This is a genomic window from Bacillus sp. V33-4 (assembly GCF_002860225.1).
Taxonomy (GTDB): domain Bacteria; phylum Bacillota; class Bacilli; order Bacillales; family Cytobacillaceae; genus Bacillus_BJ; species Bacillus_BJ canaveralius.
This window is the reverse complement of sequence record NZ_PGVC01000007.1, coordinates 94,068-108,033: the sequence shown is the minus strand read 5'-3', so window position 1 is coordinate 108,033 and position 13,966 is coordinate 94,068. Positions and strand designations below refer to the sequence as shown.

The 13,966-nt window shown below is 42.1% G+C and carries 19 protein-coding genes; 5 read left to right on the top strand and 14 right to left on the bottom strand.

Going from position 1 to position 13,966, the window contains the following annotated elements; all coding sequences use genetic code 11:
* Positions 1-113 precede the first annotated feature (113 nt).
* Both rpmF and CVD23_RS03755 read right to left on the bottom strand, forming a co-directional pair.
* A complete protein-coding gene (gene rpmF, locus CVD23_RS03760) occupies positions 114-287 on the bottom strand; it encodes a 50S ribosomal protein L32 (RefSeq protein ID WP_101576509.1) in 174 nt (57 codons plus the stop codon).
* Positions 288-374: 87 nt separating this feature from the next.
* Positions 375-899 (bottom strand): YceD family protein, encoded by a 525-nt coding sequence (locus CVD23_RS03755; protein ID WP_101665221.1) that lies wholly within the window; start codon positions 897-899, stop codon positions 375-377.
* 196 nt (positions 900-1,095) lie between these two features.
* Here CVD23_RS03755 and CVD23_RS03750 point away from each other — a divergent pair, with 196 nt between their 5' ends.
* Positions 1,096-2,316, top strand: coding sequence for a nucleotidyltransferase (locus CVD23_RS03750; protein WP_101665220.1), 1,221 nt, complete (start codon positions 1,096-1,098; stop codon positions 2,314-2,316).
* A gap of 50 nt (positions 2,317-2,366) precedes the next feature.
* Here CVD23_RS03750 and CVD23_RS03745 read toward each other — a convergent pair whose 3' ends face one another.
* Together CVD23_RS03745 and CVD23_RS03740 are read right to left on the bottom strand one after the other, a co-directional pair.
* Entirely contained in the window at positions 2,367-3,386 is a 1,020-nt protein-coding gene (locus CVD23_RS03745; RefSeq protein ID WP_101665219.1) for a SepM family pheromone-processing serine protease, read from the bottom strand.
* A 3-nt stretch (positions 3,387-3,389) separates the two neighbouring features.
* The gene (locus CVD23_RS03740) at positions 3,390-4,175 is read right to left on the bottom strand and encodes a patatin-like phospholipase family protein (RefSeq protein ID WP_101576505.1); all 786 of its coding nucleotides are present in this window, start codon (positions 4,173-4,175) and stop codon (positions 3,390-3,392) included.
* A 225-nt stretch (positions 4,176-4,400) separates the two neighbouring features.
* Between CVD23_RS03740 and ylbJ the strand changes: the two genes are divergently transcribed.
* Positions 4,401-5,618 (top strand): sporulation integral membrane protein YlbJ, encoded by a 1,218-nt coding sequence (ylbJ, locus tag CVD23_RS03735; protein WP_101665218.1) that lies wholly within the window; start codon positions 4,401-4,403, stop codon positions 5,616-5,618.
* 59 nt (positions 5,619-5,677) lie between these two features.
* Here the strand turns inward: ylbJ and coaD are convergent, their stop codons facing one another.
* From coaD to CVD23_RS03715, 4 genes are all read right to left on the bottom strand, one after another.
* Complete coding sequence (gene coaD / locus CVD23_RS03730) at positions 5,678-6,160, bottom strand: pantetheine-phosphate adenylyltransferase (RefSeq protein WP_101576503.1); 483 nt, start codon at positions 6,158-6,160, stop codon at positions 5,678-5,680.
* The gene (rsmD, locus tag CVD23_RS03725) at positions 6,157-6,735 is read right to left on the bottom strand and encodes a 16S rRNA (guanine(966)-N(2))-methyltransferase RsmD (protein ID WP_101665217.1); all 579 of its coding nucleotides are present in this window, start codon (positions 6,733-6,735) and stop codon (positions 6,157-6,159) included. Before rsmD ends, coaD begins: the two co-directional genes overlap by 4 nt.
* Positions 6,736-7,054: 319 nt before the next feature.
* Positions 7,055-8,479 carry a stalk domain-containing protein gene (locus CVD23_RS03720; RefSeq protein ID WP_101576501.1) on the bottom strand — a complete coding sequence of 475 codons (1,425 nt, stop codon included), beginning with the start codon at positions 8,477-8,479 and terminating at the stop codon, positions 7,055-7,057.
* Between the two features lie 185 nt (positions 8,480-8,664).
* Positions 8,665-8,940, bottom strand: coding sequence for a YlbG family protein (locus tag CVD23_RS03715; RefSeq protein ID WP_101576500.1), 276 nt, complete (start codon positions 8,938-8,940; stop codon positions 8,665-8,667).
* Positions 8,941-9,074: 134 nt separating this feature from the next.
* Here CVD23_RS03715 and CVD23_RS03710 point away from each other — a divergent pair, with 134 nt between their 5' ends.
* Complete coding sequence (locus tag CVD23_RS03710) at positions 9,075-9,410, top strand: hypothetical protein (protein ID WP_101576499.1); 336 nt, start codon at positions 9,075-9,077, stop codon at positions 9,408-9,410.
* Positions 9,401-9,625 (top strand): hypothetical protein, encoded by a 225-nt coding sequence (locus tag CVD23_RS03705; RefSeq protein ID WP_101576498.1) that lies wholly within the window; start codon positions 9,401-9,403, stop codon positions 9,623-9,625. Before CVD23_RS03710 ends, CVD23_RS03705 begins: the two co-directional genes overlap by 10 nt.
* 103 nt (positions 9,626-9,728) lie before the next feature.
* Here the strand turns inward: CVD23_RS03705 and CVD23_RS03700 are convergent, their stop codons facing one another.
* The 6 genes from CVD23_RS03700 to CVD23_RS03675 all read right to left on the bottom strand — a co-directional run bounded on the left by CVD23_RS03700 (position 9,729) and on the right by CVD23_RS03675 (position 13,213).
* Positions 9,729-10,175 carry a YlbF family regulator gene (locus CVD23_RS03700; RefSeq protein WP_101576497.1) on the bottom strand — a complete coding sequence of 149 codons (447 nt, stop codon included), beginning with the start codon at positions 10,173-10,175 and terminating at the stop codon, positions 9,729-9,731.
* Positions 10,176-10,234: 59 nt separating this feature from the next.
* On the bottom strand, positions 10,235-10,672 hold the full coding sequence (locus CVD23_RS03695) for a hypothetical protein (RefSeq protein WP_101576496.1): 438 nt from the start codon (positions 10,670-10,672) through the stop codon (positions 10,235-10,237).
* Positions 10,673-10,787: 115 nt separating this feature from the next.
* Positions 10,788-11,027 (bottom strand): YlbE-like family protein, encoded by a 240-nt coding sequence (locus CVD23_RS03690; RefSeq protein WP_101576495.1) that lies wholly within the window; start codon positions 11,025-11,027, stop codon positions 10,788-10,790.
* Positions 11,028-11,040: 13 nt separating this feature from the next.
* On the bottom strand, positions 11,041-11,442 hold the full coding sequence (locus CVD23_RS03685) for a YlbD family protein (protein WP_101576494.1): 402 nt from the start codon (positions 11,440-11,442) through the stop codon (positions 11,041-11,043).
* Positions 11,443-11,567: 125 nt separating this feature from the next.
* A complete protein-coding gene (locus CVD23_RS03680; protein WP_101576493.1) occupies positions 11,568-12,632 on the bottom strand; it encodes a CAP domain-containing protein in 1,065 nt (354 codons plus the stop codon).
* A 152-nt stretch (positions 12,633-12,784) separates the two neighbouring features.
* Entirely contained in the window at positions 12,785-13,213 is a 429-nt protein-coding gene (locus CVD23_RS03675) for a CBS domain-containing protein (RefSeq protein WP_101576492.1), read from the bottom strand.
* A 357-nt stretch (positions 13,214-13,570) separates the two neighbouring features.
* Between CVD23_RS03675 and CVD23_RS03670 the strand changes: the two genes are divergently transcribed.
* Entirely contained in the window at positions 13,571-13,924 is a 354-nt protein-coding gene (locus CVD23_RS03670; RefSeq protein ID WP_101576491.1) for a YugN family protein, read from the top strand.
* The last annotated feature ends 42 nt before the right edge of the window (positions 13,925-13,966 follow it).

Here is a 13,966-nt window from a genome sequence, read left to right as displayed (position 1 = left end):
GTCTTGACACTTACTCGGGTTGGACTTTCACCAACTAGCAATTAACGGCTTGCTGGGCACGCGAAAACGACAAAAACCCAAGGACGATGTCCCTGGGTTTTATCTAACAGAAATTAGTCGTTTACAACTTCTTTTCCTTTGTATGTTCCGCAAGACTTACATACACGGTGAGCAAGTTTCATTTCACCACAGTTTGGGCACGCTACCATACCGGGAACCTGTAATTTAAAATGAGTACGACGTTTTCTTTTCGCAGTTTTAGAAGTTCTTCTAAAAGGTACAGCCATTCTTCCCACCTCCTTAAAGAGAATTAAGAAAGTTATGAAGGCCAGTCAAACTGGATTCTTCAAGTGCTTCTTGTTTTTTCCTTCCGACTATTTATCAGAAGGGTTATCTTTTTGATCAAAAAAATTAGCTAGTCCGGCAAGACGGGGATCAATCTTTTCCCGCTTTTCCTGCTCGTGAATGACTTCCCAATCTTTTCCTGACTGAGGAGCTCCTTCATCACCGCTATCTTCACAGAAAACTTGCATTGGGACCTCAAGCAAAAGAATCTCCTGAACAACCGGCATCAGGTCGATTACTTCTCCTTTTACTTGATGAACTTCCTCTTCGGTTTCATAATCCAAACCTTTCAAGAGAAACGTTTCTGTTGTTTCAACATTAATTGGATAATTCACGTCGACTAAAGTACGAGAACAAGGAAGAACTAAATGACCTTCTATTTTCAAATGGAATGTCACTTTCGCTGAATCTATATCCGCCCGGCCGGTAATATGCATAGGCGAAACAGAACGGATTGTCGGATCAACTTGTGTAATCTCATCAACACTCACCGTTTCATCAAAAGGAAAATCCTTGCTTCGATATTTTTGCAACTGACTTAAAGTCCATTTCATACGAATCACCCCAAGGCAACAAAGGTAATTATAGCTTTCATATAATTATTTGTCAATATTTTTTCTTTACACTATAATGTAGACATTATCCTACCACTTAAACTGCTTTGTCAACCTATTGATAGGATTTAGTATGCCCTTCTGCAAAAAATCGCGAGCTTTTTCACAACAAAACAATGAGGGAGATAAACCCATCATGAAAGTTGTCGGAGTCATTGTTGAATACAATCCTTTCCATAACGGCCATGCCTACCATCTCGACATGGCAAAGAAGGTAACCGGTGCCGATGTGGCGATTGCCGCCATGAGCGGCAACTTTCTACAGCGCGGTGAGCCTGCGCTTGTTTCAAAATGGACAAGGGCCAAAATGGCTCTATTAGGCGGGGTTGATCTTGTTTTTGAGCTGCCTTACCAATTTGCGACTCAGAAAGCCGAAGTCTTCGCTAATGGAGCAGTATCGATCCTTTCATCCGCTGGCTGCACCCATTTATGCTTCGGAAGCGAATCAGGGGACATTGATTCATTTTATACGGCGATAGATTTTTTGAACATGCACGACAGCGAGTTTCAAAAAAATATCAGGTACTATTTAAGTAAAGGTGTCAGCTATCCAAAAGCGCTGGCGCTCGCCTTTCAAGATTTAAAACCCGGGGAAGAAATGGCTGACTTATCAAAGCCGAATAATATCCTTGGATTCCAATACATAAAATCACTGCAAAGATTGGAGACGAGCATCGAGGCCGTAACGGTTAAACGAAAAAGTGCCGAATACCATGATGAGCATTTTTCTTCGGCAACGATCGCAAGTGCAACGAGCATCAGGAAGGCATTATTTTCCGAACAGGGTAAGCTTGACGAGGTGCAAAGCTTGGTTCCCGAAAGCACCTACAGGCTGCTTGTTGAGCATTTTCAGGAATTTGGGCGTTTTCATAGCTGGGACAGCTACTGGCCTTATTTGCGGTACAGGCTGATCACAATGTCTCCCGCAGAATTGGCACAGGTCTATGAGGTCGAGGAAGGCCTCGAAAACCGGCTTATTTCGTGCGCGCTTCAAGCAGCTTCGTTTGCTGATTTTATGCAGATGGTTAAAACAAAACGGTATACATGGACTAGGCTGCAACGGACATGCGTACATATTTTAACGAACACAAAAAAAGCAGAGATGAAAACCGTCACGGAACCAAATTATTTACGGTTGCTCGGCATGTCTGAGCGCGGTCGTGACTACTTACGTAACAGGAAGCAGCACTTTACTGTTCCGGTTGTCTCCAGGCTGTCCGCCTTCAAAAATGAGCAAATCGAGCTTGATATAAAAAGTTCACGAGTATACGCGCTCGGGGTACAGCCAGACCGACACGCATCAGGCATCGGTGATGAATTCAAGCAGCATCCGATCTATTTAGCTGATGAAAAATAAACAAGCGGCCTTGTATCACTTTGATACTGTGCTGCTTGTTGTAATCTCGATTATTTTTCTTCAAGTCTCTCCAAATACTGGACCGCTTCGTCAAAGGTGTTAACAGGAACGATTTTCATATCCGTTTTAATATCTTTTGCTGTTGTAACCGCGGCCTGATAATTTGATTCCTCGGCTCCGCCCTCAAATGGGGCCAAAAAGATTTCCGCGCCTGCTTTATCGGCGGCGACAACTTTTTGCTCAATACCACCGATTCTGCCGACTTTTCCTTCCGGATCGATCGTACCTGTACCTGCAATATTATAGCCATTTGTTAAATCGTCTTCTGTCAGCTGATTATAAATCTCAAGGGAAAACATTAAACCGGCCGACGGTCCGCCGATATCCTCGGTATCCAGCGTTACTTCCGGATCGGTTATCACTTCTTTATCTTCTGTGAGCATGATCCCGACTCCGACCTTTTCAGGATTGTCTTTATACGGCTCAATTGGCAGTGAAACATTCTTCGTTTTACCGTCTCGCTCAAAGCTTAATGATATTTCTTCACCAGCTTTTTTGCCGCCCACATAATCAACAAACTGATCAGACGACTCAAATTCCCGGCCGTCCACCTCAAAAATTTTGTCGCCAACGGCCAGTTTCCCGGCTGCTGGCATATCATCAAAAACATTCAAAACATAAACACCTTTGTACTTGTAATCGATCTGTTTCCCGGCCTTTTGGTAGGAGACTTCAATGGCGGCTGTTTGCGAGCTGGTCATAAGATGCAGCTGGCGGACATTATACTCTTCATCAGTTTCATCCGGACTCTTAATCATTTCTTCCGGGTGAATCTGATGATACTTATTAAATTTAGCAGCCAAGTACGAATAAATGTTGGCACGGCCCATTCTGACCGTCGTTAACATAAAGCTCCCTTCCTCCTCATAGCCGTTCTCTACTTCAATAATTGGTTCCAGTTCCTTCGCCATACCCGGCTTTGAAACGTAAAAGGGTAAATAATAAAAAGTGCTTGCTATCAAGAAAATAGCTGCAATAGTGAAGGCACGTACATAAAATTTTCGCTGCATTACTTACTGGGGCTCCTTCCATCTTTCAAAAACGCTTCTGATTTGATTAAGCTGTTTTCTTGTTTCCTGTTCGCCAATTAAAATAATTTCTTCTATATTTGTAAAAGCTCTTGAGCTGTACATTTCCACTCTTGGGCGGATCATTACATCCGAGGCAATTTGCCTGTTCATGACAAGCTCATTTTGCATGATATCGAGGCTCTGCATAATCACATCGTAAATTGAGATGATCTCGGTATTTGTTTTGACATGCGATACATCTACAGCAATGACTAAATCAGCGCCCATCTCCTTTACAACAGAAACAGGCACTCTGTCAATGACCCCGCCATCAACGAGAAGCCTACCGTTTAACTTTTCCGGAACAAAAATTCCAGGTATTGAAATGCTTGCCCGGACGGCATCGGCAATCGGCCCGCTGTAAAAGACGACTTTTTCGCCTGCCATGATGTCTGTTGCAACAACGCCGACTGGTATATCAAGCTGCTCGATATTTTTCCCATGGGTAAAAATACGAATAAGTTCCTTGACTCTTTTGCCGGAAATAAAGCCCATTTTCGGTACCGTAAAATCCAGGTAATATTTCCGTTTAAATGCTTTTGACAATTTATAAAGCCGTTCTATGTCAAGTCCTGCTGCAAAAAAACAGCCGACCATAGCGCCCATGCTGCTGCCTGCCAGCAAGTCAACCGGTATCCCTTCTTCCTTCAATACTTTCAGTACACCTAAGTGGGCAAACCCCCGAGCTCCTCCTGAACCAAGCGCGACACCTATTTTTGGACGACGCAAAGAGATTACCTCCCGCTCAAATTTCAGTCTGATTCAATCTTATGGTCTATTTCATGGTTCTATGAGTATATTGGGATATATAAGGACAAGGCATGCAAGGCGCCAAAGGTTATGGACGCCTCTCTTTTAAGACTCGATCAGGATTCAGCTATCGATGCTTTTTTTCTAATAACCAATATTCTAACACTGTTTTATACAGTTTGCACAGCAAGGAGGGAGGCAGCATTGTTTCTTTCAAAATTCAAAACAGTTTTCCTCGCTTTATCGGTCACGATGATGGCTGTATCGCTGATCTCTTTTCCACAGGAGTCTGTTGATGCTTCGATTAGGGGGCTGAATATGTGGTGGGAAATCGTCTTTCCATCTCTGCTGCCGTTCTTTATTGTTTCTGAAATGTTGATCGGCTTTGGAGTCGTCAAATTCATTGGAGTATTGCTTGAGCCATTGATGCGGCCGTTATTTAAAGTTCCTGGAGTAGGCGGTTTCGTCTGGGCGATGGGGATGGCTTCCGGCTACCCCGCAGGCGCAAAGCTCACTGCGCGCTTGCGGCAGGAAGGACAGCTGACGAGAATAGAGGCAGAAAGGTTGGTCTCATTTACAAATTCCTCTAACCCGTTGTTTATTTTCGGCGCAGTGTCAGTCGGTTTTTTTTATCATGCACAGTTAGGGATTATTTTAGCATTGGCCCATTATTTAGGAAATATCTCAGTCGGGGTAATAATGCGATTTTACGGAAAAGATGATGAGAAAGGAAATGAACAAAGCCAGCATAAATTTTCTATTAAAACAGCATTATCTGCTCTGCACCGGACGAGAATTAATGATAACCGTCCGATTGGGAAGCTGCTCGGTGACGCGGTCATGTCATCCATCCAAACTTTATTAATGATCGGCGGCTTTATCATCCTATTTTCCGTGATTAATAAACTGCTGTACCACCTGCAATTTACTTCTTTTTTCGCAAAAATAATCGAAGTGATCCTTGATGTCCTGCATTTGCCTGTGATGCTCAGTATTCCATTTATTTCCGGCCTCTTTGAAATCACGCTTGGCAGCCAAATGACCAGCCAGGTCCAGGAAGCCACGCTGATGCAGCAAACCATTATCACAAGCTTTATCCTTGCTTTCAGCGGATTCAGTGTTCAAGCTCAGGTAGCGAGCATACTTGCCCAGACAGACATTCGTTTTCAACCTTTTTTCTTCGCCCGTGTAATTCATGGAATACTCGCAAGCTGCTTTGCCTTTTTATTATGGAATCCGGTTTATGAAAGGTTTTATAACACAGAAGAGCCATCTAATGCCCTTCCCGTCAGTGTTTTTGCCGAGGATTCCTGGATTTTGCAAGCATATAAGATCCTTGTTGACACAGGACCGCTGATTACAATTGCATCCCTTTTCGTTTATACAGCGTTGTACGCTAAAAAGTTGACCGGCAAGCTGTAATTTGAGCTATTCAAAAAAATCCTGCACTGTGATTATTCCAATAGTGCAGGGTTTTTATTTTATCGTCTAAATTTATCCTTCAGTGCTTGTTCAACAACTGGAGGGACCAGCTCGGAAATATGGCCGTCATACTTTGCTACCTCTTTAACAATACTTGAGCTTAAGAAAGAGTACTGGTTATTGGTCATAATAAAAAACGTTTCAATCTCGGGATTTAAGACGCGGTTCATCGAAGTAATTTGCATCTCGTATTCAAAATCGGATACAGCTCTCAAACCACGTATGATCACTTTGGCATTCACACTTTTCGCATAATCCACCAGCAAGCCCTGAAACGACTCTACGTGGACATTAGGAATATCTTTCGTAGCTTCCTTAATAAGCTGAATTCTTTCTTCCACCGAAAATAATGGTTGTTTCGAAGAATTGTTTAAGACAACGACATTTAAATTTTTGAACACCTTTGCACCTTTTCTAATAATATCAAGATGCCCATATGTAATTGGATCAAAGCTGCCTGAACATACCGCTACTTCAGTCAATTTGATTTCCCCCCATACTCCGCAGAATCGTTTGTAAAAATCGAAATGGCGATGACGCCGTATTGCTCATGCTTTTTCTTGACCAGGGAACCTACTTTGTCAGGAAGTTGAACGTCATGGCTATGTTCACAGACAATCGTGCCGTGTTCAGAGATGATATTCTCCTGTTCAAATGTTTCGAGAAGCTTGAGAAGCTGCTGTCGTTTATAAGGCGGGTCGAGAAAAATATAATTGAACCGCAGTTCCCGTTTCTTGATCGCTTTCAAAGCCCGCGCCGCTTCATTCCTGTAAACCTCCGCCCGTTCTTCCAATCCGCATGTTTTAATATTTTCATGAATCGTCTGGATTGCCTTTCCATCGCGATCAACAAAAATCATTTGGTCCAATCCCCTGCTCAACGCTTCAAGCCCCAATCCGCCGCTCCCCGCAAACAGGTCAAGGCCTGTGCCTCCATTAAAATATGGGCCGATGATATTAAACATGGCCTCTTTCACCTTGTCCGTTGTTGGCCGTGTTGAATTTCCCGGTACCGCTTTCAGTACTCGTCCTTTACAGGTTCCTGAAACAACTCTCATATGTATCACCACTAATTTCTGACATAAAACAAGCATCTGGAATTATCCTATCATAATTGGTTTTTTGCCGCCAACCTGTTAGATGCTTTTTTTCGTCTGACTGCTTTTAAAAAAATAACCAAAAAGGGTGTATAACCCCATCTATTGTGGAAATACTGTTATTAACAGCATCTATCGAGGATGTTGTTGCCAACCGCGGAGAAGACTTACGTTTCCCCATAAGTTCTTCCTCCGGTTTCTCCTCTCCCTTTGCCTTCTATTCTTAGAAATAAGAATATAGAAGGACCCTGCAGGAAGCTGCAGGGTTTTTTTCTTGTTTTTACTCTTTTAGCTCGGAAATGCTAATTTCCTGTTCATTTTCTGCAATCGAAAAGCTAAAAAGTGTTTCAAGCCATTGCTGTTCAATATAGACACGATTGTCAATTGTAATGAGCGGATTTTCCAACAGGCCGTAATCCTGCTCATTATAAATAAATATATTGCGGTCAGCAAAGAAGCGGTAGCTGTTGCTTCCTTTATTGAGCAATAATTCTCCCTGATCCGCTAAAGCATTTGCCTCGTAGCCCATTTCAGTCATGATCTCCATAAATGGGAACAGCTTTTTTCCGTCCTGATAAATAATTTCGATCCCGTCTACCTGTTTATTGGCTGCCCGAATAACCCTTGAGTCATAGAAATAGAGAGGGACGAAAGCGGCCGAATCCACCCTGTTTAATGTGAAAAAGTGAGTCCCCATCCCTTTTGCAGCTCCTAAAAGTTCATCCAGATTTTTTGTAGTTACTTCCGGCTCCTCTTTCACTGCAGAAAAAAATAGGTTTAGCTGAGCATCAGTAAGCTTAGCCATAAGTTCATTCAACATTGCTTGTCCCTTTGCACTGGAACTCTGCTGCTGTGTGATCGCAGCGGCAAAAAGATCAATAAGCCCGTTTTCCTCTGGCGAAAGAGTTCTAAACTTTTGTGAAAAATAGATATGAGCTGCTTTTCGTTCAACCGTTTCAATTGGTTCAGCTTTTTTTGTGATCAGAAGCCCCTTTCCCATTGTTTCAGGATATTGATCGGTCATCACAATCGATAGATGGGGGAAATCAGCGATTTTTGCTAAAGACTTTAACTGTAATGGTGCGCCTTGTTGAGTTTGTTCGCGGTAATAGCTGATCCCACCTTGATCGATTGCCGCCAATGGTTGTGCTTGCCAGTATAAAGAAAAGGCCTCTCCTTCTCCTTCAAATGCATAATAATCAATAAATTCAAGCTTTTGCTGACCTTTTAAAGGTGCACCGGCAATCCATGAGCCATTTCTTCTTACAGAATCGACAATGTCGAGCTTCGTGCTTGAAGCGGCAACACCCGGGAATTTTATCGTCCAATCATCCAGGAACACAGAAGCAGCGCCATCATCGACAGGCAGGCTGTATTCGAGTGTGATGCTTCCTGCTTTGGCCAGGAAGGTGTCCGGATTATCATCGGTTGATTGACACGGATTCGCTTCTTTTGTTACACAGCTCCAGTTTGCGATTGATTCCGGAACCGAAATGCGATATTCTTTCCCATCTGTCAGTCCTTCTATAGTTTGGGAAATTTTCAATTCCCGGGATTGTGATTCCACTGTTAAATGCTGAAGGGCCTTTTCCTTGATCTCCTCAGACTGCTCAATTTTTTCAGAGTAAGCTTCCCACTGCCAGAACAACATGCCACTGACGGCAGCTGACAAAATTGTAAATAAAAATAAAAATGCCCGTAACAATCGGAACTCTCCTTACCAAAATTATGTTTACCTTAACAATAACAAAATCACTCTTATTCGTCACACAAATTTTGTATGAAAAACTCGAAAAATGTTTTTCATTTTGAAGTATTCTCTGGCATACTGAAATCAATCATTTTATCAGCCCGATGCAATAATAAAAAGGTGAGATACGCCCCCACCTTTTAAATTCCCATTTTATAATCATACTCTTTTGCTTTATCAGGTTTGGAATTTTCGAACTCCAGTTGCAGAAAAGGCTTATATGAAGGTTCAACCTTTTTGACAAACGAATAGGATTGAATTTTTTCAAGTAGTCCTTCCATTTCTTCTTGATTACAATATAGAACAGCGTATTTCAAACGCCTTGAAACATAATGGACATTTCCAAATCTTCTCAGCATCTTTGCTTGCTTTAGTGAGTAAAGCCAAATAATGATTCCCTGCCGTTGACCAAACATATTGATACCCCTTCGAGATAGGTTTTTTCTAATAGTCTAGCATAATAACCGTTCTTTGATCAATAAAGTTCCTTTTATTTGAAACTCGGTTGCCTTTTTTCTAAAATAGTCATAAAGGAACAAGGTGCAAAAGTATGAATTTGGATCATATTTGGAACCGCTTTATTCAGTTGTTACAAGCCGATCCGCTTATAAATAAAGCTTACTATAAAAAAGTGGCAGGCATACCGTTTCTCTATTTACGCGCCATTGGTAACCCGCCTGATCGGCTGTTGGATGCAGCCATTCGGCGTTCCTCGGCAACAGCGATGAAAGGAAAACAACTGCACAGTGAAACGGTCTTTGTCCGCTCAGACGATCAATTGTTCGTTTACCGGCACCGTTTTTTTGTACCGCAGCAGAAAATGTTTTGCTGTGGCAACCAGTGTGCTGACTGTGTCCTGCTAAAGGGGCAATCGTATTGGACTTGAGGCAGCGGAGGGTTTTCAAACTAGTCATTAAGGTTGTCATTAAACTTCAAAAGGCGGTTTTGCTTATGTCTTTAACAAAGCATATTCTGATCATTGGCGGTACAGGCATGCTTAAGGGAACTGTGGAATATTTTTTGAACCGTGGTGATACTGTATCTGTTGTGGCCAGAAACACAAGTAAAATAACTGAACTTTCAGAACGATTGGTACTGTAACACAGTGGTCAGCCAGACCATAATATTTTCTGAACTTGTTGTGAGACCAAATGAAAAAGGCAGGGGATTCCCCATGCCTTTTTCATATTTGGTCTTTGATTCATCAAGCGGAACATCCACAGCTCCCGCCTGAGCCACAGCCGCCACCACAGCTTGAGCCGCTGTCGAAGAAAGGATTGCCTGTCGGCACTTTTACACTTTCGGACACTGATTTTCCAATCAAACCACTCACTGCGTCAAGTAATGCTTGAAGCTCGTTTTCCGCCTTCTTAAATTCGTATATATTCGAATCTAAATCGAGCTCCCTTTTTACTGTGCGGATCTCTCCCATCACCATTTTATAATCAGGGTGGTATTTTCCAAACCTTTGCACTTCCTCATACATTTCCTTCATCTTGGTAAAGGCCTGGAGCTTCCGCTGCGTTTCCCGGCTGTTCCTTAATTTATATAAACACTGGCGATAATGCTCAGCAGCTTCTGATTCTATGATCATATTGGCTAGCTCATCCGCCATATCTAAAAGCATGATTCTTTCTGTTGTAGCAAGCAAATCGGCACACCTCCGTCTCATATTTTAACATGAAACGGCAGGCAAAGCTAAATGATTTGTTAAGAAATGGTCACATGAATTTCATTTTTAAGCTGGTAAGGTTGATTATATGGATTCACCAGCTCCATTTTAATGCGATGGGTTCCAGGAGAAAGATCTTTTATGATAAAGGCAGCCGCTGTCACTTCTTCTCTCTTTTCCCCATCTACATAAACGACGATTTTCCCTTGCTCTTTTCCTGTTTCATGTGGAGCCCTGAATGATATACCTGTGACAAAACACTCAACAAAGACGTTATTCCCTTTTACATGGTGCTGGACAGAAAATGTTTCGTTTTCTGCCTGCTTAAACGCAAATACAGTTGAATTCTCGCTGATTACTGCGGGCAACGATTCGGCACGTACTGTCGTTCCCGTTTCCGGTGCAAGTAACTCACTCTGGCATCCTGTTAGGCAAACGAGGACAAACAACAACACAAGGCGGGCTTTCCGTTTCACTTTCCTCACTCCTTTATGCGTGTATTATTAGCCGCATGTCCATCTTTTAACCGAATAGCCTTACACTCATTAAACAGGCATAGAAAGGCTCTCCCGGCAGAAAAGAAAGCCTTTGCTAAGATCCGGACTTCATTGCCTGGAACATATGCATCATCATCGATGCCATTTGCACACCGTATGAGAATTTTTCAACCCGATGCGGAATCGTTTTTTTATAATAATCAAGGGCAGCCGCCTCAAGTTTGTCAACGTCATATGGGTTTCTTGTTAACAACCTGTACCATTGGGGCTGCTCCCTGACAAATTCCTTTAAATCTTTTTTGCTATTCAAAAACTCGATTAATTCCGTTCGCACCTTTGTTCTCCTCTCAGTCTTTTCTAAACATAAAAGGGCTGGTTGGTGGATTTGCTTGTTGCGGGCCCGGCTGCTGGGGAGATCTTTGAAATTGGGAGATTACCCCCTGTACGGCCGTAAGAGCCTGGCTGATGTTCTGGATATGCTCCTCCATTTGATTTTGGTCCATTTTTTTAATAACGCTTGTTATTTGTGCTATCCAATCGGTTTTCTTTTCGCCAGATTCTTTTATAACTGGTTTCTTACCTTCCCGAAAAGAATCCCATCTGCTATCATCCTCGCCAAACAAATACCAATCCTCATAAAGCTCTTTCCACGTCGTGTTTCCTTTTCGCACTTCCTGAATGATTTTTGGATTCGCTTTGACAAAATCCTTAAATTGTTCTACAGACGGATGAAGCTTTTTCTGTACCATTTTGATTCACCTCTATTGTGATCCATTCGCCTATCATACAATATGATTTTTTAGTAAAATAGGTGAAAAAATAAAAAATCAAAGGCGCGAGGATGAACTTGAGTTCGTCCCCGCGCCAAATTGTATTACTTTTCCCAATTTTGAATAAAATTTTGTGTATAATGCCTTTCATAAACTCCGACGCCAAGATGAGTGTAATCTGGATTTAGCAAGGTTTCACGATGTCCCTGACTATTCAGCCAGCCTTCGACAACCTCAGGTGCATCAATATAGTTCGCCGCAATATTTTCACCTGCCAGCTGATAAAAAACATCAGCTGCATCGAGCCTGTCCGATAAATCGCCCGATGTTTTCGAAGTGTGGGAAAAATCGCCGCTGTCATGCATGTCCTTGCTGTGGGCAACAGCAACCTCGGCTGTTTTTTCGTCCCAGGTGACAGGACCGGCGTTATGGCGGCTTCTAATAATATTTGTAATATCCAATATTTGCTGTTCCATGCCTGCCTCGACCAGATCGCTTTTTGTTTCGTCCAGGGGCTTGGGCTCAAGCAGTGGGCCGCGATACGTAAGCTCATACGGCCTATGGGTGATCAGCGTCTTTTCATCCAAATAACGGACGCTTGAAAGGCTGCCTGTAAATTTATCGATATAAAGCTGGGCAAAATAATCGCCAATTTTAACAAGCGGACGGGTATTCATATCCGTCTCGGACAATTCAAACTGGTATGATCCTTTGTCATATTCAAGATTTACATACATTTCTATTAAAACAGAAGTATAGATTTCCTCAATTGGCTGGCCAATATGAAATGGCTGGACGTTGCTGTCCTTACCGTTGGCATAAATGGTTACAACTTTATCCGCTTCGATGCCAACTTGTATATAGTTTTCAGGATCCTGATAGATCCACCATTCGTAATCATAAAAGGACAGGTCACGCCGATCTGGTGCACCAAGCGCGGTTTGGACAGTTTGGCTATGTTGCCCCATCAAAGCAGCGAGGCCGTCTTTAGGGGCTTCAACCCCGGACTGTTGATTTTCATCCGTGTCTGGTAGAGATAAATCTTCTTTTGATAACGGCTGATCGTTATGAATAAGAATGTCTTTTTCTTTCTCCCCGTTTAAACCAAGGTATAATCCAAATGTTAATAGTGCAGATACTATAAGTAAAATCCTGATAAGAGTTCTCAGTGGGATACCTCCCTTCTATCAATTTCTCTATTATTATATGTATGTTATTCAAAAATATTATAGCATCTATATCTTTGTTTTTGATAGAACACCGCCTAGACCGAAAAATGTCGATCGCATAAAAAAAAGAAAAGACACCTTTAGATGTCTTCTCAATGGTGAAATTCTTCCGGCTCTGATATTTCAGAAAGTGCTGTTTTCGCTTGATCATCCGTAAGTTCACGAACGGCCAAATCACCGAGCGCGACGATACCAGCCAGCTTGCCATTTTCAACAACAGGCAATCTGCGAATTTGGTGTTGTGCCATCAATTCAGCAGCTTCTTTAGTCGAGGTATCCGGACTGACCGTGATTAGGTGTTTGCTCATAATCGCTTCCACCTTCGATGATCCAGGATATTTTTCAGCAACACCGCGAACAACAATATCCCGGTCTGTAATCATGCCGACAAGTTTATCATTATCGACAATTGGAATGGCCCCGACATCCAATTCTTTCATCTTTACAGCGACTTCAAATACATTATCAAGCAAGGAGCATGTTTCTACATCCTCAGTCATAATCCCGCGAACCTGTTCCATATGTCCTCCTTTATAATCCTGAAGTTTGTCCAGCCATTATTAATCGTCCAGCCTATTTTTCCACAGTAAATGAGGAGAAATAATCTTATTATCAAAAAATGTTTTCTAACCGGTTTATGGCTGCGTTCCAAATTTCTTTATGCTGCTGCTTATACTTGTAGGGTTTCCAACAGCAGGATATTTATTCGCAATATGTTGAGGGTTTTTTTTTCAAAATAGTTTTCAACGTGCGTTTTAGGGGTGAAAACGAGTCCAACGTTATTATTGCAACTTTTTTACTTTTCTACTATTATTGAATTGAGATAAACTCGCCTTAATTGATTGTGTTATGCGGATTGTTTTTAGGAGGGACATAGGATGAAATTTGAAAATACCGGTTTTGAAGAATTAAAAGCAGATTTAAATCGTCTCGATGAGGTTATGCTTGATCATGGACTTGTAAGGGAAGAACAATGGGATTATGAACGTGTTACATACGACCGCAAGTTTGAGCTGAAAGAAGGTATTTACTACCTGCGCGTGTTTGGTTATGCGGTAGAAGGTGATGTAGGGGCCCACAATGCAACAATTCAATTGATGACACCTGTGCTTGGCAAACACTACTATCCACATGGCGTGGAATATGGAGAAGATGAATTTTTTCCGATGCCGCTTGTCAACCAATGTGAAAAACTGCTTGCTGAGCTAAAAGCAATTATTGAGAAATTTTAAAGGCGCAAAATGCGCCTTTTTTTTGTAGTTTAAGAGCCTTCC

What these genes read in the sequence shown, in the direction of transcription:
- rpmF (WP_101576509.1), bottom strand. Translation starts at nt 287, where the DNA reads ATGGCTGTACCTTTTAGAAGAACTTCTAAAACTGCGAAAAGAAAACGT.
- CVD23_RS03755 (WP_101665221.1), bottom strand. Translation starts at nt 899, where the DNA reads ATGAAATGGACTTTAAGTCAGTTGCAAAAATATCGAAGCAAGGATTTT.
- CVD23_RS03750 (WP_101665220.1), top strand. Translation starts at nt 1,096, where the DNA reads ATGAAAGTTGTCGGAGTCATTGTTGAATACAATCCTTTCCATAACGGC.
- CVD23_RS03745 (WP_101665219.1), bottom strand. Translation starts at nt 3,386, where the DNA reads ATGCAGCGAAAATTTTATGTACGTGCCTTCACTATTGCAGCTATTTTC.
- rsmD (WP_101665217.1), bottom strand. Translation starts at nt 6,735, where the DNA reads ATGAGAGTTGTTTCAGGAACCTGTAAAGGACGAGTACTGAAAGCGGTA.
- CVD23_RS03715 (WP_101576500.1), bottom strand. Translation starts at nt 8,940, where the DNA reads ATGTTTGGTCAACGGCAGGGAATCATTATTTGGCTTTACTCACTAAAG.
- CVD23_RS03710 (WP_101576499.1), top strand. Translation starts at nt 9,075, where the DNA reads ATGAATTTGGATCATATTTGGAACCGCTTTATTCAGTTGTTACAAGCC.
- CVD23_RS03685 (WP_101576494.1), bottom strand. Translation starts at nt 11,442, where the DNA reads ATGGTACAGAAAAAGCTTCATCCGTCTGTAGAACAATTTAAGGATTTT.
- CVD23_RS03675 (WP_101576492.1), bottom strand. Translation starts at nt 13,213, where the DNA reads ATGGAACAGGTTCGCGGGATTATGACTGAGGATGTAGAAACATGCTCC.
- CVD23_RS03670 (WP_101576491.1), top strand. Translation starts at nt 13,571, where the DNA reads ATGAAATTTGAAAATACCGGTTTTGAAGAATTAAAAGCAGATTTAAAT.